The 23832-nt window shown below is 70.9% G+C and carries 21 protein-coding genes; 13 read left to right on the top strand and 8 right to left on the bottom strand.

Annotated features, from left to right (window positions below):
- Positions 1-96: 96 nt before the first annotated feature.
- Complete coding sequence (gene secA / locus AYL44_RS01025) at positions 97-2871, top strand: preprotein translocase subunit SecA (protein ID WP_064001414.1); 2775 nt, start codon at positions 97-99, stop codon at positions 2869-2871.
- Positions 2872-2943: 72 nt separating this feature from the next.
- Positions 2944-4167: a pyridoxal phosphate-dependent aminotransferase gene (locus AYL44_RS01030; protein ID WP_064001415.1), complete on the top strand. Its 1224-nt coding sequence runs from the start codon at positions 2944-2946 to the stop codon at positions 4165-4167.
- A 12-nt stretch (positions 4168-4179) separates the two neighbouring features.
- Here AYL44_RS01030 and AYL44_RS01035 read toward each other — a convergent pair whose 3' ends face one another.
- Complete coding sequence (locus AYL44_RS01035) at positions 4180-4617, bottom strand: Rv3235 family protein (protein ID WP_064001416.1); 438 nt, start codon at positions 4615-4617, stop codon at positions 4180-4182.
- 94 nt (positions 4618-4711) lie between these two features.
- Here AYL44_RS01035 and AYL44_RS01040 point away from each other — a divergent pair, with 94 nt between their 5' ends.
- Positions 4712-5353, top strand: coding sequence for a hypothetical protein (locus AYL44_RS01040; RefSeq protein WP_331709473.1), 642 nt, complete (start codon positions 4712-4714; stop codon positions 5351-5353).
- Between the two features lie 22 nt (positions 5354-5375).
- Here AYL44_RS01040 and AYL44_RS01045 read toward each other — a convergent pair whose 3' ends face one another.
- Positions 5376-5624 carry a helix-turn-helix domain-containing protein gene (locus AYL44_RS01045; RefSeq protein WP_064001417.1) on the bottom strand — a complete coding sequence of 83 codons (249 nt, stop codon included), beginning with the start codon at positions 5622-5624 and terminating at the stop codon, positions 5376-5378.
- A 121-nt stretch (positions 5625-5745) separates the two neighbouring features.
- Here AYL44_RS01045 and AYL44_RS01050 point away from each other — a divergent pair, with 121 nt between their 5' ends.
- The 3 genes from AYL44_RS01050 to AYL44_RS01060 are packed head-to-tail and all read left to right on the top strand — an operon-like array spanning position 5746 to position 9141.
- On the top strand, positions 5746-6375 hold the full coding sequence (locus tag AYL44_RS01050) for an SAF domain-containing protein (RefSeq protein ID WP_064001418.1): 630 nt from the start codon (positions 5746-5748) through the stop codon (positions 6373-6375).
- Complete coding sequence (locus AYL44_RS01055) at positions 6372-7607, top strand: AAA family ATPase (RefSeq protein WP_064001419.1); 1236 nt, start codon at positions 6372-6374, stop codon at positions 7605-7607. The genes AYL44_RS01050 and AYL44_RS01055 overlap by 4 nt, the downstream gene beginning before the upstream one ends.
- 40 nt (positions 7608-7647) lie before the next feature.
- Entirely contained in the window at positions 7648-9141 is a 1494-nt protein-coding gene (locus AYL44_RS01060) for a sensor histidine kinase (RefSeq protein ID WP_064001420.1), read from the top strand.
- An 18-nt stretch (positions 9142-9159) separates the two neighbouring features.
- On the opposite strand, the gene AYL44_RS01065 is transcribed toward AYL44_RS01060, so the two are convergent.
- Positions 9160-9408 (bottom strand): WhiB family transcriptional regulator, encoded by a 249-nt coding sequence (locus AYL44_RS01065; RefSeq protein ID WP_018188706.1) that lies wholly within the window; start codon positions 9406-9408, stop codon positions 9160-9162.
- 224 nt (positions 9409-9632) lie between these two features.
- Here AYL44_RS01065 and AYL44_RS01070 point away from each other — a divergent pair, with 224 nt between their 5' ends.
- A complete protein-coding gene (locus AYL44_RS01070) occupies positions 9633-10031 on the top strand; it encodes a hypothetical protein (RefSeq protein ID WP_064002412.1) in 399 nt (132 codons plus the stop codon).
- Here AYL44_RS01070 and bcp read toward each other — a convergent pair whose 3' ends face one another.
- The 3 genes from bcp to aroA are packed head-to-tail and all read right to left on the bottom strand — an operon-like array spanning position 10032 to position 12886.
- A complete protein-coding gene (gene bcp, locus AYL44_RS01075; protein WP_064001421.1) occupies positions 10032-10496 on the bottom strand; it encodes a thioredoxin-dependent thiol peroxidase in 465 nt (154 codons plus the stop codon).
- Positions 10497-10517: 21 nt separating this feature from the next.
- Positions 10518-11561 carry a ribosome small subunit-dependent GTPase A gene (rsgA, locus tag AYL44_RS01080; RefSeq protein ID WP_064002413.1) on the bottom strand — a complete coding sequence of 348 codons (1044 nt, stop codon included), beginning with the start codon at positions 11559-11561 and terminating at the stop codon, positions 10518-10520.
- Positions 11558-12886: a 3-phosphoshikimate 1-carboxyvinyltransferase gene (gene aroA, locus AYL44_RS01085; protein ID WP_064001422.1), complete on the bottom strand. Its 1329-nt coding sequence runs from the start codon at positions 12884-12886 to the stop codon at positions 11558-11560. The genes rsgA and aroA overlap by 4 nt, the downstream gene beginning before the upstream one ends.
- Positions 12887-13110: 224 nt before the next feature.
- Between aroA and AYL44_RS01090 the strand changes: the two genes are divergently transcribed.
- The gene (locus AYL44_RS01090) at positions 13111-13704 is read left to right on the top strand and encodes a sigma-70 family RNA polymerase sigma factor (RefSeq protein WP_197471557.1); all 594 of its coding nucleotides are present in this window, start codon (positions 13111-13113) and stop codon (positions 13702-13704) included.
- Entirely contained in the window at positions 13701-13946 is a 246-nt protein-coding gene (locus AYL44_RS01095) for a hypothetical protein (RefSeq protein WP_064001424.1), read from the top strand. The genes AYL44_RS01090 and AYL44_RS01095 overlap by 4 nt, the downstream gene beginning before the upstream one ends.
- A 71-nt stretch (positions 13947-14017) precedes the next feature.
- On the opposite strand, the gene AYL44_RS01100 is transcribed toward AYL44_RS01095, so the two are convergent.
- Positions 14018-17728 (bottom strand): multifunctional oxoglutarate decarboxylase/oxoglutarate dehydrogenase thiamine pyrophosphate-binding subunit/dihydrolipoyllysine-residue succinyltransferase subunit, encoded by a 3711-nt coding sequence (locus AYL44_RS01100; protein WP_197471558.1) that lies wholly within the window; start codon positions 17726-17728, stop codon positions 14018-14020.
- A 148-nt stretch (positions 17729-17876) separates the two neighbouring features.
- Between AYL44_RS01100 and AYL44_RS01105 the strand changes: the two genes are divergently transcribed.
- From AYL44_RS01105 to AYL44_RS01115, 3 genes are all read left to right on the top strand, one after another.
- Positions 17877-19349, top strand: a complete 1473-nt coding sequence (locus AYL44_RS01105; protein ID WP_064001426.1) for a GuaB1 family IMP dehydrogenase-related protein — start codon at positions 17877-17879, stop codon at positions 19347-19349.
- Positions 19350-19465: 116 nt separating this feature from the next.
- A complete protein-coding gene (locus tag AYL44_RS01110) occupies positions 19466-20794 on the top strand; it encodes a hemolysin family protein (RefSeq protein WP_064001427.1) in 1329 nt (442 codons plus the stop codon).
- Positions 20791-21843 (top strand): hemolysin family protein, encoded by a 1053-nt coding sequence (locus AYL44_RS01115; protein ID WP_064001428.1) that lies wholly within the window; start codon positions 20791-20793, stop codon positions 21841-21843. Before AYL44_RS01110 ends, AYL44_RS01115 begins: the two co-directional genes overlap by 4 nt.
- A 28-nt stretch (positions 21844-21871) precedes the next feature.
- Here the strand turns inward: AYL44_RS01115 and AYL44_RS01120 are convergent, their stop codons facing one another.
- A complete protein-coding gene (locus tag AYL44_RS01120) occupies positions 21872-22945 on the bottom strand; it encodes an NADH:flavin oxidoreductase/NADH oxidase (protein WP_064001429.1) in 1074 nt (357 codons plus the stop codon).
- A 22-nt stretch (positions 22946-22967) separates the two neighbouring features.
- On the opposite strand from AYL44_RS01120, the gene AYL44_RS01125 reads away from it, so the two are divergent.
- Positions 22968-23801, top strand: a complete 834-nt coding sequence (locus AYL44_RS01125) for an ADP-dependent NAD(P)H-hydrate dehydratase (protein ID WP_064001430.1) — start codon at positions 22968-22970, stop codon at positions 23799-23801.
- Positions 23802-23832: the final 31 nt, after the last annotated feature.

Consider the following 23832-nt stretch of genomic DNA (forward strand, 5'->3'; position numbering starts at 1 on the left):
CAGGCGGATAACATGGCGGTGTATGTCTGCGCGTCCCGCGCACCGGCATCCCGACATCGCACGTCGGGGTGGCGAATCGACAGATGGAGATCCTCCGTGGCGAACCCCCTCGAGAAACTGCTTCGTGCCGGTGAAGGCCGCGTCCTGCGCAGGCTGCAGCAGGTCGTGAAGGCCGTGTCGGCCCTCGAAGAGGACTATGCGCACCTCACCGACGAGGAGCTGCGCGGCGAGACCGCCGAACTCCGCGCCCGCTACGAGGCGGGCGAGAGCCTCGACAAGCTCATGCCCGAGGCCTTCGCCGCCGTCCGCGAAGCCGCGAGCCGCACCCTCGGCCAGCGCCCCTACGACGTACAGGTGATGGGTGGGGCGGCCCTCCATCTCGGCAACATCGCCGAGATGAAGACCGGTGAGGGCAAGACCCTGACCGCTGCCCTCCCCGCGTACCTCAACGCGATCGCGGGCAAGGGCGTCCACGTCATCACGGTCAACGACTTCCTCGCCTCGTACCAGTCCGAGCTCATGGGTCGCGTCTACCGCGCGCTCGGGATGACCACCGGCACCGTCGTCTCGGGCCAGAACCCCGAGGTGCGCCGGCAGCAGTACGAAGCCGACATCACGTACGGCACCAACAACGAGTTCGGCTTCGACTACCTGCGCGACAACATGGCGTGGCGCCGTGAGGACCTCGTGCAGCGGGGTCACTTCTACTGCATCGTCGACGAGGTGGACTCGATCCTCATCGACGAGGCGCGGACGCCGCTCATCATCTCGGGCCCGTCCTCCGGTGAGGCGAACCGCTGGTTCACCGAGTTCGCGAAGATCGCCCGCACCCTCGAGGCCGGTGTCGACTTCGAGGTCGACGAGAAGAAGCGCACGATCGGTGTGCTCGAGCCCGGTATCGAGAAGGTCGAGGACTACCTCGGCATCGACAACCTCTACGAGTCGGCGAACACCCCGCTCATCTCCTTCCTCAACAACTCGATCAAGGCGCTCGCCCTGTTCAAGCGCGACACCGACTACGTCGTGATGAACGGCGAGGTGATGATCGTCGACGAGCACACCGGCCGCATCCTCGTGGGGCGTCGCTACAACGAGGGCATTCACCAGGCGATCGAGGCGAAGGAGGGTGTCGCGGTGAAGGCCGAGAACCAGACCCTCGCCACCGTGACCCTGCAGAACTACTTCCGCCTCTACGAGAAGCTCTCCGGCATGACCGGTACCGCCGAGACCGAGGCGGCGGAGTTCATGTCGACCTACAAGCTCGGTGTCGTCCCGATCCCGACGAACAAGCCGATGATCCGCAAGGACCAGTCCGACCTCGTCTACAAGAACGAGCAGGCGAAGTTCGCGCAGGTCGTGGAGGACATCGCCGAGCGTCACGCCTCCGGTCAGCCGGTCCTCGTCGGAACCGTGAGCGTCGAAAAGAGCGAGTACCTCTCCCGCCTGCTGGCGAAGAAGGGCATCAAGCACGAGGTCCTCAACGCGAAGAACCACGCGCGCGAGGCCGAGATCGTCGCCCGCGCCGGTCGCTACGGCGCCGTGACGGTCGCCACGAACATGGCCGGTCGAGGCACCGACATCATGCTCGGCGGCAACGCCGAGTTCCTCGCCGTCTCGGAGATGAAGGCCAAGGGCCTCGACCCCGTCGAGACGCCGGACGAGTACGAGGCCGCGTGGGAAGAGGTCTACGCCGCCGTCAAGGAGAAGGTGCAGGAGGAGGCCGACCGCGTCGTCGAGGCGGGGGGACTCTATGTCCTCGGCACCGAACGCCACGAGTCGCGCCGTATCGACAACCAGCTCCGCGGTCGCTCGGGCCGTCAGGGCGACCCCGGTGAGAGCCGGTTCTACCTGTCGCTCACGGATGACCTCATGCGACTGTTCCAGTCGGGTGCGGCCGAGGCGATCCTGGCCCGCACCAACTTCCCCGACGACGTGGCCATCGAGTCCTCGATGGTCTCGCGCGCGATCAAGAGCGCTCAGGCGCAGGTGGAGGCGCGCAACGCCGAGATCCGCAAGAACGTCCTCAAGTACGACGACGTCCTCAACCGGCAGCGCGAGGCGATCTACGCCGACCGCCGGCACATGCTCGAGGGCGACGACCTCTCGGAGCGCATCGAGCATTTCCTCGAGGACACCATCGCCGCGATCATCGACGAGCACACCGGTTCCGGCCACAACGAGAGCTGGGACTTCGATGCGATGTGGGCCGAGCTCGGCACCCTCTACCCGGTCGGCGTCACGATCGACGAGGTCGTCGCCGAGAGCGGCAGCAAGGGCAAGGTGACCCCCGAACTGCTCAAGCGCGAGCTGCTCTCGGACGCCAAGATCGCCTACCGCAACCGCGAGGAGAAGCTCGGAGCGCCCGCCATGCGCGAGCTCGAGCGTCGCGTCGTGCTGCAGGTCCTCGACCGTCGCTGGCGCGACCACCTCTACGAGATGGACTACCTCAAGGACGGCATCGGCCTGCGTGCCATGGCGCAGCGCGACCCCCTCATCGAGTACCAGCGCGAGGGGTACCAGATGTTCCAGTCGATGATGGCCCAGATCAAGGAGGAGTCGGTCGGCTTCCTCTTCAACCTCGAGGTCGAGGTCCGCCAGACCGAGGGCGGCGACATCGAGGCGAAGGGCCTCGCCGCGCCCGAGATCGACGCGCAGAAGCTGCAGTACACCGCCCCGAACGACGCGGGCGAGGTCGAGGTCCGCAACGAGCGCGGCCAGGTCCAGCAGGCGGCGACCAGCAAGGCGCGCCAGCGCGAGGCCGAGCAGGAGGCCCCCGCCGACGCCCCGCGCGGCTCGTTCGGGCAGCAGGTGCAGGCGCCGGCCGAGGCGGGCAACCGCGCGCAGCGACGGGCGTCCGGCAAGAAGAAGTGATCTCGGTCCGACGGGGTCGGGCGGGCCACTGGACCGCCATTGGCCCCGTCGGGTCCCCGATATCCTGAACCGATGAGCCCGCGCACCTTCGACCAGTCATCCAAACTCAAGGACGTCCTGTACGAGATCCGCGGAGCCGCACTGGTCGAGGCCGACCGGCTGCAGGACGAGGGTCACACGATCCTCAAGCTCAACACCGGCAACCCCGCGATCTTCGGATTCGAGGCGCCGTTCCAGATCGTCCGGGACATGATCGAGGCGGTCCCGCAGGCGCACGGCTACTCCGACTCCCGCGGCATCATGTCCGCGCGGCGGGCGATCGTCTCGCGATACGAGGAGGAGCCGGGCTTCCCGAAGTTCGACCCCGATGACGTCTACCTCGGCAATGGTGTGTCCGAGCTCATCACGATGACGATGCAGGCGCTGCTCGACGAGGGCGACGAGGTCCTCATCCCCGCGCCGGACTATCCGCTGTGGACCGCCATGACGAGCCTCGCGGGCGGCACCCCGGTGCACTACCTGGCCGACAGCGAGAACGGCTGGCAGCCCGACCTCGAGGACATCCGGGCCAAGGTGACGCCGCGCACCAAGGCGATCGTCGTGATCAACCCGAACAACCCGACCGGCGCCGTCTACACCCGCGAGGTGCTGCAGGGGATCGTGGAGATCGCCCGCGAGCACCAGCTCCTCCTGCTCTCCGACGAGATCTACGACCGCATCCTCTTCGACGGCGCTCGGCACATCCCGCTCGCGACCCTCGCACCGGACCTGCTCTGCCTGACCTACAACGGACTGTCGAAGACCTACCGCGTCGCCGGGTACCGCTCGGGGTGGATGGTCATCACGGGACCAAAGAAGCACGCCGCCGGCTTCCTCGAGGGCATCCAGCTGCTCGCCTCGACACGTCTGTGCCCCAACGTCCCCGCGCAGTTCGCCGTCCAGGCGGCGTTGTCGGGTGTCCAGTCCATCGACGCGCTCATCGCACCGACGGGTCGGCTCCATGAGCAGCGGGATGCCGCCTGGGCCGGCCTCACCGCCATCCCCGGCGTCACCTGCGTCAAGCCCGAGGGCGCCCTGTACGCCTTCCCCCGGCTCGACCCCGAGGTCCACGACATCCACGACGACGCCAAGTTCGTCTACGATTTCCTCGTCGCCGAGCACGTGCTGCTCGTGCAGGGGACCGGGTTCAACTGGCCGACGCCGGATCACTTCCGCATCGTCACGCTGCCCGAGGCGCGGGTGCTCACCGAGGCGATCGAGCGCCTGGGCAACTTCCTCGCGTCGTACAAGCAGTAAGGCGCCGCGAGGTCAGAGCAGGGCGAGGGAGGTCGCGCGCCAGCGCCCGTCCCAGCCCTCGAGGCGCATCGCGACGGCACGTGTGCGGATCGGACCGCCGACGACCACGACCGCCTCGAGCACGCCGTCGGCGGGTTCGCAGGTGCGATCGCTCAGGATGCGGTGCGCCGGTCGGACGGCGGCGACGCCGCGTGCGCTCCGCGCACGAGCCGACAGGTTCGCCCGGGTGACGAGCGCCCGGTACGCGTCCTCGCCGAGCCACCGCGCCAGCTGATCGACGTCGCGCACGCCGGCCAGCACCTCGAGGACGCCGATCGTGAGGTTCTTCACGAGGGGGAGCGGGTCGGGGAGATCAGCCGTCGAGGTGCGCTGCGGTGCGAAGTACTCGGCGACCTCGAGGGCGCTCCCCGAACGCGGTATCCGGCTGTCTTCGGTGGCGGTGAGGGCCATGTCGGTTCCTCTCGGGCGACAGGTGTCTGCGGGTCGATGAACGCCACGAGTACAGCACAGGGGGACGAGAGGGTGGATGAGAATACTCCAACCTGTGGACAAACCCGGCGCTGCCCGCGGGTGGTCCTCTACATTCGCGATCGTGCGCTGGGATCGATTCTTCGAGGATCTCGAAGACCAATTGGACTCCGAATGGGAGGCCGAGCGCGCGGCGCTCGACACCGAGGCCGAGCGACTGCGACTGGCCCGGCTGTCGCTGTTCCAGCGGTTGCATGCCCTGGTGGGTGCCGTCGAGGACGCCATCACCCTGGATCTCGTGGGCGGCGCCGCCGTGACCGGCGTACCCGTCGCGGTCGGACCGGATTGGCTCGTGGTGGACGACGGCGGCGCGCGGGGTGCCCTGATCGTTCCCCTGGCCGCCCTCGTCGCGATGGGGCCGACGCACGCCGACCTGCTTCGCAGCGCCCGGGGGAGTGAGCCCGGGCGGCTCCGCGAGCGGATGACGCTCGGGTTCCTCCTACGCGACCTCGCGCGGCGGCGTGTCCCCGTGACGCTGTACGCCGTCGACGGGCGGGAGTACTGCGGCACGATCGACCGTGCGGCATCCGATCATCTCGATCTCGCCCTGCACGACCGCGGTTCACCCCGTCGCGCCGACGTCGTGAGCGGATACCGCATCGTGCCGTTGTCGGCGGTCACGGCCGTGCGGCTGGAAGCGCCGGCCTCGCTCGCCTGAGCGCGGCGCGATCAGGCCGTGATCATTCGCCGCCGCGGCGGCCGCGCCCCCAGAGCTCGGGGAAGCTCGCGGCGTTGGACTCGCGCCAGAGCGCGTGGAGTCGCGCGTCCTCCGCCTGTTCGTCCAGGTAGTCCTCGACGCTGTCCGCCTCGATGCGCCACGCGAGCGGGGAGCCGAGCCGAGCCCCCCGCAGACGTCCGTCGAGGATGAGAGCCACGACCTCGTCGACCTCCAGTTGCAGCATCTCCGCCACCTGGGCGGGCGTGAGCATACGCAGGGGGGACGCATCGGGCATGAGGCCATTATGGGCCCGCGTACCGGTCGCATCGGTTGCATCGCCGGCTTGTGGATAATCGCGGTGGCACAGCCGCGGGCTCGGTCACCATGGCGTCATGACCACTCCCGACACCGTCCGGCCCGCGCCGCGTGCACTCTGGGCCGACGCGCGATTCCTCCTCGGTATCGCGCTGATCATCGCGTCCGTCGCGGGCGTCTGGCTCGTCGTCGCCTCGGCCCGTCAGACCGCGCCGGTGTTCGCCGCCGCCCGCACGATCGTCCCCGGTCAGACCGTGACGGCGGACGACCTGCGGGTGGTCGACGTCGCCCTGGGGTCCGCGGGCGACACGTACGTCTCGCCCGCCTCGCTCGAGCCCGGCGTCATCGCGACCCGCACGATCCTGGCGGGCGAGCTCGTCCCGCACGCGGCCGTGGACGAGGCGGATGCCGCGACCACGACGAGCGTGGTGATCCGGACGGCCGGAGACGTGTCCGACGCCGTCGCCGCGGGCTCGGTCGTGGAGGTCTGGGCGGCACCGGCCGAGGAGGGCGGCGAGGTCGGCGAGCCGCGGATCCTCGTGCCCTCGGCGACGGTGGTCACGGTGACGAAGGACGACGCCGTCGTCTCGGGCGAGGACGTGTCGCTCGAGATCGTCATCCCCCGCGCCGATGTCGCCGCGACGCTCGCCGCGGTGTCCGACGACTCCCTCCTATCGGTCGTGCCCGTGGCGAGGGAGTCCCGGTGAGGGTCGTCGTCGCGGCGGACGGTCCCCGCGCGGACACCCTCGCCGCGCGACTGCGCCACGAGGACGCCGACGTGCGCGCGGTGGTGGCGGCATCCGCCCCCGCTGCCGCCGCGCTCGATGCCATGGCCGCGCCCGAGGCGGCGGAGCTCCTCGCCGAGCTGGCCCGGGCGGACCTCCTGATCGTCGAGGGGCGGGCGGCGACCCTGACCGCCGAGCTCGTCGCCGCCTGCGATCGTCTGTCGGTGCGCATCGTGCCGCTGTGCGCTCGAACCTCGGATCGGCGCCTCGCCGCATCGCTCGGGCTCGCGGCCCACGATCCGGACGCACCGGCGGCCGAGCTCCTCGCGAGCCCTCCGTCGTCCCTCACCGTCGAGCCCACCCGCGGCCGTGTGATCACCGTGTGGGGCGCACAGGGAGCGCCCGGGCGGACGACCCTCGCCATCGAGATCGCCTGTGCACTTTCGAGTGCCGACCACCGCGTCGCGCTCGTCGACGCGGATTCCCACGCGCCCTCGCTCGCCCTCGCGACCGGCCTCGCCGACGAGGGCCCCGGGTTCGCCGCCGCATGCCGGCAGGCCGAACGCGGCACGCTCACGGTGGCCGAGCTCAGCCGCATCGCGTCGACGCTTGCCGACGTGGACGTGCTCACCGGCCTCAATCGGCCGGGACGGTGGCCCGAGTTCTCCCATGCCCGCGTGCTGGCCGCCCTCGAGGCGTGTCGCGGATGGGTGGATGACACCGTCGTCGACACCGCGGCATCCCTCGAACGCGACGAGGAGATCGTGAGCGACCTCGTCGACGGGCCCCGCCGGAACGCCGCGACGCTCGCGGCCGTCGAAGCGGCCGACGTCGTCCTCGCCGTCGTCGCCGCCGATCCCGTCGGGGTGTCGCGTTTCGTGCGGAACTGGCCCGAGCTCCGCGCGGCGGCGGGCACGACACCCGTGCGGGTGGTGGTCAACAAGATCCGCGCCGGCGCCCTGGGTGTCGACGCCCGCGGACAGGTGCGGCGTACCCTCGAGCGCTACACGGGCGTGACGGACGTGTCCTTCGTCCCGTGGGATGCCCGGGGGACGGATGCCGCGCTCCTCGCCGCGCGCCCGATCGCCCACGTCGCACCGCGCTCGGCGGTGCCGACCGCGGTGCGACGCCTCGTCGCCGAATCCCTCGCCCCGCGGCGTGCCGCGCAGGCCGCGACCCGACACTCGCTGCGCCGTCTGGCCCGGAGCGCGTAGCCCGCGGGAAGCGCCCGGGAGGAGGATCTAGGGTGGAGGCGTGTCCACCCTCAGCGACCTCGTCTACGCCCAAGGCCGATCCACCGCGGAGGATGTGGAGTGGCTCCACCGCCTCGCCGGTGACGGTCAGCTCCTCGCCGACCTGGCCTTCGCGGACATCGTCATCTGGGTGCCGACATCGGACGACTCGTTCATCGCCGTCGCCCACACCCGGCCGAGCGGAGCGGCGACCCTGTTCTACCGCGACATCGTCGGCGACGCCGTGCGGCCGCAATGGCGCACGCAGGTCACGGATGCGTTCACGCAGGTGCGCGTCGTGGACTCGTCCTCGCCGGACTGGTTCGAGGAGACCCCGACCCGCGTGCGGGCCGTGCCGATCGTGCGCGAGCGCGCAGCGGAGGGACGCGAGAGCCGGGTGATCGGCGTGCTGACCCGGCACACCAACCTCGGCGAGGCCCGCACCCCGTCGCGTCAGCAGATCACCTTCAACGACTGCGCGGACGACCTGTTCGGGATGATCGCATCGGCGGACTTCCCCGACCTCACGGCGCCGACCTCGCCGCGCCGGGGCGCCCCCCGGGCCTCGGACGGCCTCATCCGTCTCGACGTCGACGGCATCACGACGTTCGCGAGCCCGAACGCCCTGTCGGCCTTCAACCGGCTCGGCTTCGACGACGAGCTCGAAGGCGAATCGCTCATGGAGGTGGCGACGAAGATCATGCCGGCGTCGCGCCAGTTCGACGAGTCGCTGCCGATCGTGATGGCAGGTCGTGCGCCGTGGCGCGCGGACGTCGAGGCGCGCGGCGTCACCGTGTCGCTCCGGACCATCCCCCTGCGCGAGAACGGCACCCGCATCGGTGCCATCGTCCTGTGCCGCGACGTGAGCGAGATCCGCCACCAGGAGCAGGAGCTCATCACGAAGGATGCGACGATCCGCGAGATCCACCATCGCGTCAAGAACAACCTGCAGACCGTCGCGTCGCTCCTGCGCATCCAGGCGCGGCGGACCCATTCCGACGAGGGTCGGGACGCCCTGACGCAGGCCATGCGCCGGGTGAGCGCGATCGCCGTCGTCCACGACACCTTGTCGGAGGGGCTCACGCAGAGCGTGGACTTCGACGACGTGTTCGAGCGCGTGCTCAAGCTCGTCGCCGAGGTCGCGGCGGCGCCCAACACGCGTGCCCGCACGGTCAAGACCGGCACGTTCGGGACGCTGCCGAGCGAGTACGCGACGCCGCTCGCCCTCGCGCTCACCGAGCTCGTGACGAACGCCGTCGAACACGGTCTGGCCGACAAGGAGGGCGAGGTCGAGATCATCGCCGAGCGCGACGAGGACCGGCTCGCGGTCCGCGTCCGCGACACCGGTGTCGGCCTGCCCGAGGGTCAGGTCGGTCGGGGTCTCGGCACGCAGATCGTGAGGACGCTCATCCAGGGTGAGCTGAGCGGGACGATTGACTGGCACACCCTGATGGGCAGCGGGACCGAGGTGACGATCGAGATCCCGATGCGGTACATCGAGCGCGCGCGGGCCTGAGGCCCGCGCGCGGCGGTGTCAGGACGCGCGGCGGGCGCGGGCGGCGCGGCGCTTGAGGGCGCGGCGCTCGTCTTCGGAGAGACCGCCCCAGACACCCGAGTCCTGGCCGGTCTCGAGGGCGTACTGGAGGCAGAGTTCGGTGACGGTGCACCGGGCGCAGACGGACTTCGCCTTCTCGATCTGGTCGACGGCGGGCCCGGTGTTCCCCACGGGGAAGAACAGTTCGGGGTCGACGGTCAGGCAGGCGGCTTTGTCGCGCCAATCCATAGCGGTGCTCCTTGTGGGGGATCGGAAGTCGGGATGCGACGCCGGGCGACGTCGACTAACCTGAGTGGTGTGCGAGCTGTTGCTCGCCCCACGCCGCTGTGGGAGCACACTTGCCCATCAATATTCCCATGCCCGGGCATGGGAATCAAGGGTTATGTGAATCGCGGGTTAACGGAGTATTTCGGCGCCTCGCCGTGCCCCGGCGCCCAGGAGGAGCAGTGAACGTGCGTACCACCCGCGTCGAGCGGATCGCGGCCGGATGGCTCGCCCTCGAGGCGATCGGCGTCCTGGCCCTCGCCGCGTGGGAGCTGATCGCGCTCGTCCGCGGCGACAGCGAGAGCGTGCCGAATTCGCTGGCACTCCTCGCCCTGACGGTGATCGGCGCGGTCGCCGTCGCAGGCTTCGCCGTCGCCGTGTGGCGCGGCAGGTCGTGGGGACGCTCCGGCGGCGTCGTCGTGCAGTTGCTCGTCCTGTCCGTCGCGCTCGGAACCCTCACGGGAGAGGGAGCCGACGCACGCCTCGCCGCGACGATCGCGGTCCCCGCCGTCGTGGGGCTCGTCCTCCTGATCGCGGCCGCTCGGGCGGCCGGCGCGCGATCGCGGAGCGAGGCCGACGAAGTCTGATCAGACCTCGAGCAGGCTCCGGATCCGCGCCACGTGGCCGGTGGCCTTCACGTTGTAGAGCGCGTGCGCGACCGTGCCGTCCTCGTCGATCACGAAGGTCGAGCGGATGACGCCCTCGACGACCTTGCCGTAGTTCATCTTCTCGCCCCACGCGCCGTAGGCCTCGTGGACGCTGTGGTCGGGGTCGCTCAGGAGGGCATAGGGAAGGGCGTCGCGCTCACGGAACTCGCGCAGCTTCGCCGGCTCGTCGCGGGAGATCCCCACCACGGTGTACCCGGCCGCCTGCAGCGGCGCGACGCTGTCGCGGAAGTCGCAGGCCTCGGTCGTGCAGCCCGGCGTCATGGCGGCGGGGTAGAAGAAGGCGATGAGGCGCCCGCCGCGGAAGTCGCTCAGCGAGACGGTCCGCCCGTCCTGGTCGACGAGGGTGAAGTCGGGGGCGGGGGATCCGGGGTTCAGGCGCGGCATCCCCTCATTTTAGTCGGCCGCTCAGGTCGCGAAGGTGGCGAGGAGTCGCTGCAACGAGTCCAGTCGCGCAGGACCGCGCTCGCCCAGCCGACCCTCCGCCACGGCCTCGATGATCGCGCAGTCGGGAGCGTCGGGCAGGTGCGTGCACCCGCGCGGGCACTCCTCGGCGACGGCGGCGAGATCGGTGTAGGCGCGGAGGATGTTGGCGGGGTCCACGTGGCCCAGACCGAACGACCGGACGCCGGGGGTGTCGATCACCCAGCCGCGACCCCGGTCGCCGACGTAGCGGAGCGAGACGGCCGAGCTCGACGTGTGGCGGCCGCGGCCGGTCACCTCGTTGACGTGTCCGGTCGCGCGCGCGGCGTCGGGGACGAGGGCGTTGACGAGGGTCGACTTGCCGACACCGGAATGGCCGACGAACACGGTGGCGTGCCCGGCGAGGCGTTCGCCGATCTCGGCGACCGGCATCGCGCCCGTCCCGCTGGTGAACACCTCCAGGTCGTCGAGGCCCTCGAAGTGCGCGAGGAAGGATGCCGGATCGGCGAGATCGGTCTTGGTGACGACGAGCAGCGGGTGCATGCCGGCATCCAGCGCCGCGATGAGGTAGCGGTCGACGAGGCGCGGGCGGGGTTCGGGGTCGGCGGCGGCCACGACGATGAGCAGCTGATCGGCGTTGGCGACGATGATGCGCTCGACCTGGTCGGTGTCGTCCGCGCTGCGGCGCAGCAGCGAGGTGCGCTCCTCGATGCCGACGATGCGCGCGAGGGTGCCGTCGTCGCCGGAGGTGTCGCCGACGACCCGGGCGCGGTCGCCGTTGACGATCGGCTGCTTGCGGAGTTCGCGGGCGCGCGTTGCGAGGATCTGGCGCTCGTCCGGGCCGTCCTCGTCGATCAGGACGGTGTAGCGGCCACGGTCCACGCCGAGCACGCGGGCGGTCTGCGCATCCGCGTGCGCGGGGCGGCGCTTGGTGCGGGGGCGGTTGGCCTTGGGATTCGGCCGGACGCGGATGTCGGCCTCGTCGTAGTCGAGGTCGTCGTCGTCGCCATCGTCGTCGAGCCAGCTCACGCGAGCATGCCCGCCCACAGCTGGGGGAACTCGGGCATCGTCTTGGCCGTCGTCCCGATGTCGTCGACGACCACCCCGGGCACCCGCAGGCCGATGACCGCGCCCGCCGTCGCCATGCGGTGGTCGTGGTGGGCGCGCCACCCCCCGCCGTGCAGGGGCCTCGGAACGATGTGGATGCCGTCCTTCCGCTCCTCCGCCTCGCCGCCGAGCGCGCGGAGGTTCTCCACGAGGGCCGCGATCCGATCCGTCTCGTGGCCCCGGATGTGACCGATGCCGTGGAAGGTCGTGGGGGCGTCGGCGAACGCGGCGAGCGCGAACAGCGTCGGGGTGAGCTCGCTCGCCGCCGACAGGTCGAGGTCGAGGCCGGCGATGCGGTCGCCCGCGGTGACGGTGAGCGCTCCGGCTCGGCGGGAGACGTGCGCTCCCATGACGGGCAGGATGTCGGCCAGCAGCGCGCCCGGCTGGGTCGAGTGCGCGGGCCAGCCGGGGACCGTCACCGACCCGCCGGTGAGGACGGCGGCGGCGAGGAACGGAGCGGCGTTGGAGAGGTCGGGTTCGATCGCGATCTCCTTGCCGCGCACCGGTCCCGCGGGCACGAGCCACTCGTTCGGGGTGGGGTGCTCGACATGCACCCCGCGGCGGGCGAGTGCCTCGACCGTCATCTCGATGTGGGGGAGGCTCGGCAGGCGCTCGCCGTCGTGGATGAGACGCAGGCCGACGTCGAAGCGCGCCGCGGCCAGGAGCAGTCCGGAGACGAACTGACTGGACTGGCTCGCGTCGATCGTGACCTCGCCGCCGCGGAGGTGCCCGTGGCCGCGCACGTCGAAGGGGAGCGACCAGCTGCCGGCGTCGTCGATGTCCGCCCCGATGTCACGCAGCGCGTGGATCATCGCCCCCATCGGGCGGTGCAGAGCGGTGGGGTGCGCGGTCACGTGCACATCGCCCACGGCGAGGCCGGCGATCGGGGAGACGAATCGCATGACGGTGCCGGCCTGACCGCAGTCGATCGTGGTGCCGCCGGTGAAGCGGGACGGCGGGGTGACCTCGAGGTCCGGACCGAAGGGGGAGTCGCCGGCGACCGGCTCGATCCTCACGCCGAGGCGACGGAGGGCGTCGATCATGCGTGCGGAGTCGTCCGAGTGGAGCGCGCCGGTCAGCAGGCTCGGTCCGTCGGCGATGGCGGAGAGGACGAGTTCGCGGTTGGTGAGCGACTTCGACCCCGGCACCGTCACGTGCGCGTGGACCGGCTCGCCCGGCGTGGGCGCCGGCCACGACCCGCCGGGGATCTCGTCGGCAGTGGCGGGGGAGGAAGGGGCGTCGCTCATCGCTCCCAGCCTACTGAACGGCGCGTCGACGCCGACGAGTCGGTGTCTCGGATCTGCGACATCGTCGCGACACGGCCGCGACATCCGCGAACCTGGGAATAGGCCCCGCCCTTCGTCCGTTGACCCCTCTGTCGACACCGTGCATGCCAGGGGAGAGGAGCGCGATGATCGCGACAGCCGATGCGCCCGTGCTCGCCGAAGGGGCCGACGTAGACTGGCCTGCGATGAACGATCAGGCGGTCGACGACCCGCGTACCCAGTTCGAGGAGCAGGCGCTCCCCTTCATGGACCAGCTCTACGCTGCGGCCATGCGGATGACCCGCAACCCGGCCGACGCGTCGGATCTCGTCCAGGAGACCTTCGTGAAGGCGTTCGCCGCGTGGGCGTCGTTCACGCAGGGCACCAACCTCAAGGCGTGGCTGTACCGCATCCTCACGAACACGTACATCAACACGTACCGGAAGAAGCAGCGCGAGCCCTACCAGGGCACGATCGACGACCTCGAGGACTGGCAGCTCGGCGGGGCCGAGTCGACCACGGCGTCGTCGGCGCGATCGGCCGAGGCCGAGGCGATCGACCACATGCCGGCATCCGTCGTGAAGGACGCGTTGCAGGCGCTTCCGGAGGACTTCCGACTGGCCGTGTACCTCGCGGACGTCGAAGGATTCGCGTATCAGGAGATCGCGGACATCATGAAAACCCCCATCGGCACGGTCATGAGCCGTCTGCACCGTGGCAGACGTCAGCTCCGCGACCTGCTGTCCGAATATGCGAAAGAGCGCGGCATCGATGTGCCCGCCACGAGGAGTGCGAAATGACCGACTGCGGTTGCGACAAAGCCCGGCAGGACCTCGAGGAGTACCTGCGCAACGAGATCTGCCACACGCGCCACTCGGACATCACCGAGCACCTGGAGAACTGCGCCGCGTGCCGCGACGAAGCCCTGGTCGCCACCACCCTGACCGCGGTGGTCGCGCGCGCGTGCAAAGAGGCTGCGCCGGAGGACCTACGCGATCAGGTGCTCGCGCGGCTGCGCGCGGAGCAGGCGACGCACCACTGACCGGACGCCACCCCTCGTTCCACAAAAGAAGAGGCCCCGCCGAAGCGGGGCCCCTTCTTTTGTGAAGGCGCTCAGAAGGTGAGCGCCTTCTCCATGATCGCGGCGTGCTCGCGGGCGTGGACCTTCGGTGAGCCGGTCGCCGTGGAGGCGGCCGAGGAACGCGAGATCCGCTTGATCGTGCGGCCGTGGAGGTGCTTGACGACCTCGAGCGCGATGAACGGCCAGGCGCCCTGGTTCTCGGGCTCTTCCTGGACCCAGAACAGCTCGGCGTTCGGGTAGCTGTCGAGCACCGCGTTGAGCTGGTCGATGGGGGCCGGGTAGTACTGCTCCAGGCGGACGAGCGCGACCTTCTCGTTCGGGTTCTTCTCGAGCTCGGCGGCGAGGTCCCAGTGGATCTTGCCGGCGTGCAGCAGCACCCGGGTCACCGCCTCGCGGTCGAGGGAGCGGCTGTCGTCGATCACCGGCTCGAACCGGCCGTCGAGGAAGTCCTCGACGGGGCTCGTGGCGTTGCGCAGGCGCAGCATCGCCTTCGGCGTGAAGACGACGAGCGGCCGGCGCGGGCGGGCGTACGCCTGACGGCGCAGCAGGTGGAAGTACGACGCCGGCGTCGACGGACGTGCGACGGTCATGTTGTCCTGCGCGCACATCTGCAGGTAGCGCTCGATGCGCGCCGACGAGTGGTCGGGTCCCTGGCCCTCGTAGCCGTGGGGGAGCAGGAGCACGACGCCGGACTGCTGGCCCCACTTCTGCTCGGCCGAGGAGATGAACTCGTCGATCACCGACTGGGCGCCGTTGGCGAAGTCGCCGAACTGGGCCTCCCACAGCGTGAGGGTGTCGGCCCGCTCGACCGAGTAGCCGTACTCGAACGCCATCGCGGCGTACTCGCTCAGGAGAGAGTCGTACACGTAGAAACGCCCCTGGTTGTCGCTCAGGTTCGCCAGCGGCAGCCACTCCTGACCGTTCGCACGGTCGTGCATGACGGCGTGACGCGTCACGAACGTGCCGCGTCGGACGTCCTGACCGGCGAGGCGGACGTTCGAGCCCTCGACCAGCAGCGAACCGAACGCGAGCAGCTCGCCGAAGCCCCAGTCGATCTTGCCGTTGCGGCTCATGTCGTGCCGCTTCTCGAGCAGCTGCTGCAGCTTGGTGTGGACCGTGAAGCCCTCGGGCTTGTTGACGAAGGCGTCCCCGATGCGCTCGATGACGTCGCGGGCGACCCCGGTGGTCTCGGGCTCGCCGACGGCCGTGTCGGCCGGTTCGTCCGCCGCGACGACCGGCGAGGTACCGGTCTGGGCGGCGTGCGTCTCGGCGAAGGCGATCTCGAGGCGGTTCTGGAAGTCCTGCTTGGCCTTCTCGTACTCCTCCTCGGTGATGTCGCCGCGACCGACGAGCGCCTCGGTGTAGAGCTTGCGCACCGAGCGCTTGGCCTCGATCAGGTTCGTCATGAGCGGCTGCGTCATCGAGGGGTCGTCGCCCTCGTTGTGACCGCGGCGCCGGTAGCAGACGAGGTCGATCACGACATCCCGGTTGAACTCCTGCCGGTAGCGGAAGGCGAGCTCGGCGACGTGGACGACGGCCTCGGGGTCGTCGCCGTTCACGTGGAAGATCGGCGCCTGGATCGTCTTGGCGACGTCGGTCGCGTAGATCGACGTGCGGGCGTCGAGGGGGAGCGTGGTGAAACCGACCTGGTTGTTGACGACGACGTGCACCGTGCCGCCCGTGCGGTAGCCGCGCAGACGCGACATCTGCAGGGTCTCCATCACGACGCCCTGGCCGGCGAAGGCCGCGTCGCCGTGGACGAGGATCGGCAGCCACGAGAACGAGCCGATGGGGAGGCGGTCCTGCTTGGCGCGGACGATGCCCTCGAGGACGCCGTCGACCGTCTCGAGGTGCGAGGGGTTCGCCGCGAGGTAGACGGGGAGCTCCTCGCCGCCGTCGGCGACGAAGGTGCCCTCGGTGCCGAGGTGGTACTTGACGTCGCCCGAGCCGCTCTTCGAGCCGACGGCGACGGAGCCCTCGAACTCGCGGAAGATCTGGCTGTAGGTCTTGCCGGCGACGTTCGTGAGGACGTTGAGGCGACCGCGGTGGGCCATGGCGATGGCGGCGCCGTCGAGGCCCTCGGCCGCCGCGCCCTGCAGGATCTGGTCGAGCAGGGGCACGAGCGATTCGCCGCCCTCGAGGCTGAACCTCTTCTGGCCGACGAACTTCGTCTGCAGGAAGGTCTCGAACGCCTCGGCCTCGTTGAGCTTGCCGAGCACGCGCAACTGCTCGTCGTGGCCGGGCTTCTGGTACTTGACCTCGAGGTTGTCCTGGAACCACTTGCGCTGCGTCGGGTCCTGGATGTGCATGTACTCGACGCCGATGGTGCGGCAGTACGAGTCGCGCAGGATGCCCAGGATGTCGCGCAGCTTCATCGTGCGCTTGCCGCCGAAGCCGTTCGTGACGAACTCGCGGTCGAGGTCCCAGAATGTCAGGCCGTGGTTCTCGATCTCGAGGTCGGGGTGCGTGCGCTGCACGTACTCGAGCGGGTCGATGTCGGCCATCATGTGGCCGCGGACGCGGTAGGAGTTGATGAGCTCCTGCACGCGAGCCGTCTTGTCGACGCGCTCGGCGACGTCGACCTTGATGTCGCTCGACCAGCGGATGGGGGAGTACGGGATGCGGAGCGCCGCGAAGATGTCGTCGTAGAACCCCTCCTGGCCGATCAGCAGCTGGTGCACGATCTTCAGGAACTCGCCCGAGCCGGCACCCTGGATGACGCGGTGGTCGTAGGTGCTCGTGAGCGTGATGGTCTTGCCGATGCCGAGCTCGCCGAGCGTCTTCTCGCTCGCGCCCTGGAACTCGGCCGGGTAGTCGAGGGCGCCGGCGCCGATGATGCAGCCCTGGCCCTTCATCAAGCGCGGGACGGAGTGGACCGTGCCGATGCCGCCGGGGTTGGTCAGCGAGACCGTCGTCCCCTGGAAGTCCGCCGCGGTGAGCTTGTTCTTGCGGGCGCGCTGGACGAGGTCCTCGTACGCGGTGAGGTACTCGCCGAACGTCAGCGTCTCGGCCTGCTTGATGCTCGGCACCATGAGGGCACGCGTGCCGTCGGGCTTCGGCAGGTCGATCGCGATGCCGAGGTTGATGTGGGCGGGCGCGACGACGGACGGCTTGCCGTCGACCTCGGCGTAGTACACGTTCTGGGTCGGGAAGGCCTTCAGGGCCTGGATGAGCGCCCACCCGATGATGTGGGTGAAGCTCACCTTGCCGCCGCGCGTGCGGGACATGTGGTTGTTGATGACGATGCGGTTGTCGATCATCAGCTTCGCCGGGATCGTCCGCACGCTCGTCGCGGTCGGGACGGTGAGGGACTCGTCCATGTTGGCCGCGAGGGTCTTCGGGAGTCCGCGCAGCGGCGTGACGGTGTCCTCGAGGACGGCCTTGTCGGCGGCGGGTGCGGCCTTAGGGGCCTCGGCCGGGATCGGCTGCGGTGCGGCCGGACGCGCGGTTGTCCGGGCGACGGGCTGGGCGCCGGCCGCGGCGGGGCGGTTCTCGGCTGCCGGAGCCGCCGGAGCGGATGCCGGTGCGGCGGATCCGGCCGGTGCGGATGCCGCAGGTGCGGGTTCCGTCGCGGGTGCGCCGGAGGCTCCGTCGGGGGTGTAGGCCTCGAGGATCGGCCACCACTCCTTGTCCACCGAGTTCTTGTCGCGGCTGTACTGCTCGTACAGCTCCGCGACGAGCCATTCGTTGGCTCCGAACTCCCCGTCGCTCGTAGTTCCCACGCCGGTCGCCTGACTGGACACGGTTCCGCCTGCTTTCGTCGTCGACGTTCGAAATGTGCGGTGCCCGCGCGGCCTCGCGCACAGAGATCAAGGGTATCCCAGGTTCGCGTCCGCCCGACCCGCTCAGGCCGTCCCGCGCAGGGGCTCGACGGTCGCCTAGCGTTGGAGTATGCACTTCTCCGGTGAGCGGCCCGCAGGCGACCTGACCTACTCCGACGTGTTCCTCGTCCCGCGACGGTCGGACGTGACGAGTCGCCTGGACGTCGACCTCTCACCCGGCGACGGGACGAGTGCGACGATCCCGCTCGTCGCCTCCAACATGAACTCCGTCACGGGACCGCGCCTGGCGACGACCCTGGCCCGTCGCGGCGGGCTCGCGGTGCTGCCCCAGGACATGCCGCTGCAAGAGGTCGACGCGGCGATCCGGTGGGTCAAGGACCAGCCGGTGCGCTGGGACACCCCGCTCGTCCTGCCGCCGGAGGCGCTCGTGTCGGAGGCGGCCGCACTGCTGCCTCCGGCCGCCGGGCACGGCATCGTCGTCGCGACCTCTGTGGCGCAGGGTGCCGGAGCACCGCGCGTGCACGTCGACGACATCCTCGGCATCGTCCCCGCGGAGCGGCTGGGGACGGCCCTGCCGGACGCGCGGCTCGGCGACCTCGTGCGGGGGCGGGCGGCATCCATCGACGCCGACGACGTGGACACCGCGCGGGCGGCCTTCGACCTCCTGGTCGCGGCGGATGCCGACATCGTCACGGTCCTGCAGCACGGCCACCTCGTGGGTACGCTGTCGCAGCGGACGGCCCTGCGCTCCTCGCTGTACCGTCCGGCGGTCGACGCCGACGGACGCCTCATCGTCGCCGCAGCCGTCGGGATCAACGGCGACGTCGCGGCGAAGGCGCGCGCCCTCGCGGCCGCGGGTGTCGACGCGCTCGTCGTCGACACCGCGCACGGTCACCAGGAAAGCATGATCCGGGCGCTCCGCGCCGTCCACGCCGAGGGGCTCGACCTGCCCATCGTCGCCGGCAACGTGGTCACCGCCGAGGGGGTCCGCGACCTCGTCGAGGCGGGCGCCACGATCCTCAAGGTCGGGGTCGGCCCGGGCGCCATGTGCACGACCCGCATGATGACGGCCGTCGGCCGTCCGCAGTTCTCCGCCGTGCTCGAGACTGCCGAGGCGGCGGCCGCCGCCGGTGCCCACGTCTGGGCGGACGGGGGTGTCCGCTACCCCCGGGACGTCGCCCTGGCCCTCGCGGCGGGCGCGGCATCCGTCATGATCGGCTCGTGGTTCGCCGGCACGATCGAGTCGCCGGGCGAGCTGCGGGTCGACGCCGACGGGCGGGTCTTCAAGGAGTCGTGGGGCATGGCGTCGACGAAAGCGGTGCAAGGGCGCTTCGGCCGCCTCGACCCGTTCGAGCGTGCCCGCAAGGAGCTGTTCGCCGAAGGCATCTCGTCGTCGCGCATCTATCTCGACCCGCTGCGCCCGAGCGTCGAGGACCTGCTCGACATGATCACCTCGGGTGTGCGTTCCTCGTTCACCTACGCCGGAGCCGCGACCGTCGCCGACTTCCACGAGCGGGCGACGGTCGGTTTCCAGTCGGCGGCCGGGTACGAGGAGGGCAAGGCCCTGCCCGTCAGCTGGTGAGCCGCCGCCCCCGGGTGGGGGCGGGCGTGCCGTAGAATCGTCCGCACAATGGACGACCCTCCCAGTAGACCCTCGCCCCACCGACCCTGCTCCCCGATGATCGGGGGTGACGTGTGATGGACTACGTCATGTTGGGCGTGGGGCTGCTCCTGACCGTGGGAACCGGTCTATTCGTCGCGAGCGAGTTCGCCCTCGTGAACCTCGACCGCGCCGACCTCGAGGCCCGCCGCGCCGCCGGCGAGACCCGTCTGTCGCTGACGATCAACGCGCTGCGGATCACCTCGACGCACCTGTCGAGCGCGCAGCTCGGCATCACTCTGACGACGCTCCTGACCGGTTACACGATGGAACCGGCGCTGTCGAACCTGCTGAACCCGGTGTTCGCCCTCTGGGGCGTGCCGGAGGCGGCATCCCGTCCCATCGCGACCGTCGTGGCGATCACGGTCGCGACCGTCTTCTCGATGATCATCGGCGAGCTCGTCCCGAAGAACTTCGCCCTCGCCGTTCCGCGGCAGACCGCGAAGCTCGTGATCGGGTTCCAGACCGTCTTCACGACGGTCTTCCGCCCCGCGATCCTCCTCCTCAACGGCAGCGCCAACGCGGTGTTGCGTGCCATGGGCGTCGAGCCCAAGGAGGAGCTGTCGGGTGCCCGCACGGCCGAGGAGCTGTCGAGCCTCGTGCGGCGCTCCGCGAGCGCCGGCGTGCTCGAGGAGGACACCGCGTCGCTGCTCGATCGCACCCTCACCTTCTCGCGGCTCACGACCGCCGACGTCATGACGCCCCGGCCGAGCGTCCACGCGGTCGCCGCCGACGACAGCGTCGAGGAGATCGTGCAGCTCGCGCGCCGCACCGGCCACAGCCGGTTCCCGGTCTACGGCGAGTCGATGGACGACATCACCGGCATCGTCCACCTCAAGCAGGCCGTGTCGGTGCCGCGCGAACGTCGTGCCGACGTCCCCGCCGCCGCGATCGCGCAGGAGCCCCTGCGCGTCCCCGAGGCCGTCCATCTCGACGGCCTCATGTCCGAGCTGCGCTCCCGCGGGTACCAGATGGCGATCGTCGTCGACGAGTACGGCGGCACGGCGGGTGTCGTGACGCTCGAGGATCTCGTCGAGGAGATCGTGGGGGAGGTGCTCGACGAGCACGACCGCAGCCGCGCGGGCGTCGTGCGGGCGAAGGGGTCGATCATCTTCCCCGGCGACCTGCGTCCCGACGAGGTGCTCGACCGCACCGGCATCCGCGTGCCGGAGGGCGACGTGTACGACACCGTCGGCGGTTTCATCATGGCCACGCTCGAGCGCATCCCGGCGGTCGGCGATCAGATCACCCTCGAGGACGGGACCATCACCGTGCAGCGGATGGACGGTCGCCGCGTCGACCGCGTCAAGTTCGTGCCCGCTCCCGTGCCGGTCGGCGCCGAGACCGAAGGGGGTGAGCGCCGATGAGCGACTGGGCCGGAATCGCCTGGCTGGTCGTCCTCCTCGTGGCCAACGCCTTCTTCGTCGGCGCGGAGTTCGCCGTCATCTCGGCGCGACGCTCGCAGATCGAGCCCCTCGCCGAGAAGGGGTCCCGCTCGGCGAAGACCGCGCTGTGGGCGATGGAGCACGCCACGCTCATGCTCGCCACGTGCCAGCTCGGCATCACGATCTGCTCGCTGCTGATCCTGAACGTGTCGGAGCCGGCGATCCACCACCTGCTGGCCGTGCCGCTGGAGGCGATCGGGCTGCCGTACGCGGTCGTCGACGTCACCGGGTTCGTCATCGCGCTGCTGCTCGTGTCGTACCTGCACGTCGTGTTCGGCGAGATGGTGCCGAAGAACCTCGCGTTCTCATTGCCGGACCGCGCCGTCCTGCTGCTCGCCCCGCCGCTCGTGTTCGTCTCGCGGGTCTTCCACCCGATCATCGTCGCGCTCAACTGGATCGCGAACCACGTCGTCCGGCTGTTCCGCGTCGAGCCGAAGGACGAGGCCGCCTCGACCTTCACCCTCGACGAGGTCGCCACGATCGTGAACCAATCGCGCATGGAGGGTGTGCTCGACGACGCATCGGGCGCCGTCGCCATGGCGGTCGAGTTCACCGACAAGAAGGCGAAGGATGTCGCGGTCCCGCTCTCGGAGCTCGTCACCCTGCCGGAGCACACGACGCCCGACGAGATCGAGCGGGCCGTGGCCCGTCACGGGTTCTCGCGCTACGTGATCGTCGACGACGAGGGGATGCCGCTCGGTTACGTCCACCTCAAGGACGTGCTGCGCGCGGCGGAGGGACCGGATGCCGAGGCGACGGTCGACGCGCCGATCAAGCCGAAGCGCATCCACCACATGATCCCCATCGGCGAGGCCACCGACCTCGAGGACGCGCTCGCGCTCATGCGGCGTTCGAGCCGACACCTCGCGCAGGTGCGCGATTCGGCGGGGGAGACGACGGCGGTGCTGTTCCTCGAAGACATCATCGAGGAGCTCGTCGGCGAGGTCCACGACGCGACGCGGCGTCTCTGAGGTCGCCGGCGACGCGTCGCGGGCGACCTCAGCGCCGGCGGGCGCGGAGGTACTGCGGCGGCCACAGCGCCGCGGCCTCCGCGTCGCCGAGCTCGTCGGCGGCGCGCAGGGCGAAGTGGGGGTCGCGGAGCCAGCCGCGCCCGACCATGACGGCGTCGGCGAGCCCGTCCTGCAGGATCGTCTCGGCCTGCGCGCCGTCGAGGATCTCGCCCACCGCCGTGACGAGGAGTCCGGTGCGCTCGCGCACCGTGGCGGCGAAAGGCACCTGGTAGCCCGGTCCGGTCGTGATGCGCTGGTGGGCGACGAGCCCGCCGGTGGAGATGTCGATGACGCTCGCGCCGCGCTCGCCGGCCCAGGCGGCGACGGTCGCGGTCTCGTCGACGCCCCAGCCGCCGTCGGCCCAGTCGGTGGCCGAGAACCGCACCGCGATCACCCGGCTCGGTGCGGCCTCGCGGACGGCGGTGACGACGCGCAGCAGCAGGCGCGCGCGGTTCTCGAGCGATCCGCCGTACGCGTCGGTGCGCTCGTTCGACAGCGGCGAGAGGAACTGGTGCAGTAGGTAGCCGTGGGCGGCGTGGACCTCGAGGAGATCGAACCCGGCCTCGTCGGCGCGGCGGGCGGCCTGCGTGAAGGCGTCGACGAGGGCGTCGATGTCGCCGTCGGTCATCGCGACCGGCTGCGCGTAGCCGTCGAACGCGATCGCCGAGGGGGCCACCGTCGTCCAGCCGCCCTCCGCGGGGGCGACGGAGCCGCGGGCGTCGTCCCACGGCCGGTGGGTCGAGGCCTTGCGGCCCGCGTGCGCGAGCTGCACCCCGGCGAGGGCGCCGCGGGCGTGGATCGCGGCGACGATGGGAGCCCAGGCATCCCGCTGCGCGTCGTTCCAGAGCCCCGCGTCGTGCGGGGTGATCCGCCCCTCCGGGGTGACGGCGGACGCCTCGGCGATCACCACGCCCGCACCGCCGCTCGCGAACTGGGCGAGGTGCACGTGGTGCCAGTCGTTCGGCACGCCGTCCACCGCCGAGTACTGGCACATCGGCGAGACCCACAGGCGGTTGCGCGCGGTGGCGCCGGCCAGCTCGAGGGGGCGGAACAGCAGGGTCATGGGCGGACTCCGTCGCAGTAGGGTGGGCGCCATGGTGGCGCGGGGATGGACGAGGGCGGACACGGCCGAGGTCGTCTTCGGGCCAACGGCGGACGACGACAAGTATTCCCGCGGTGTGGTCGGCCTGCGGACCGGATCGACGGACTTCCCCGGTGCGGCGATGCTCGGCGTCGAAGCCGCCTGGCGAACGGGCGTCGGCATGGTGCGCTACCTCGGACCGCAGCGCGCGGCGGACCTCGTGCTCGCCCGGCGCCCCGAGACGGTGACCGCGGACGGTCGCGTGCAGGCGTGGGTGGTCGGGTCGGGGACGGATGCCGCGCACCGCTCCGCGCGCGAGCGCGCCGCGCTCGGCGGCATCCTCTCGGGGGAGGTCCCCGTCGTGGTCGACGCGGGCGCCCTCGATCTCGCCCCGGCGGCGGCCGCGCCGGTCGTGGCGACACCGCACGGCCGCGAGCACGAGCGGCTGCGGCGGATGCTGGGGCTCGACCCGGACGTGGACGATGCGTCCGAGACGGCGGCCGTCCTCGGCGGTGTGGTGGTGCGGAAGGCCGCGACGACGGTGGTCGCCGCGCCCGGCGAAGAGGCGATCGAGATCACGGCTCCCACCTCGTGGCTCGCGACGGCCGGGACCGGCGACGTCCTCGCCGGGACGGTCGGCGCCGTGATCGCGGGCGTCGTCGGGCGAGGCGGGACGCCGGGCGACCTGGGCGCGCTGCAGCGGGCCGCGGCATCCGCAGTCTGGCTGCACGGCCACGCGGCGGCGCTCGCCGTCGCCGCCCACCGCGGCGGACCGATCGCGGCGCTCGACGTCGCGGAGCACCTGCCGTACGCCGTCGCCGAGGTGCTGGCCGGCTGACACGCGTCGGTCGGCGGCGCCCGTAGGCTGG

Origin of the sequence: Microbacterium oleivorans (assembly GCF_001644225.1) — a bacterium.
Classification (GTDB): Bacteria; Actinomycetota; Actinomycetes; order Actinomycetales; family Microbacteriaceae; genus Microbacterium; species Microbacterium gawkjiense.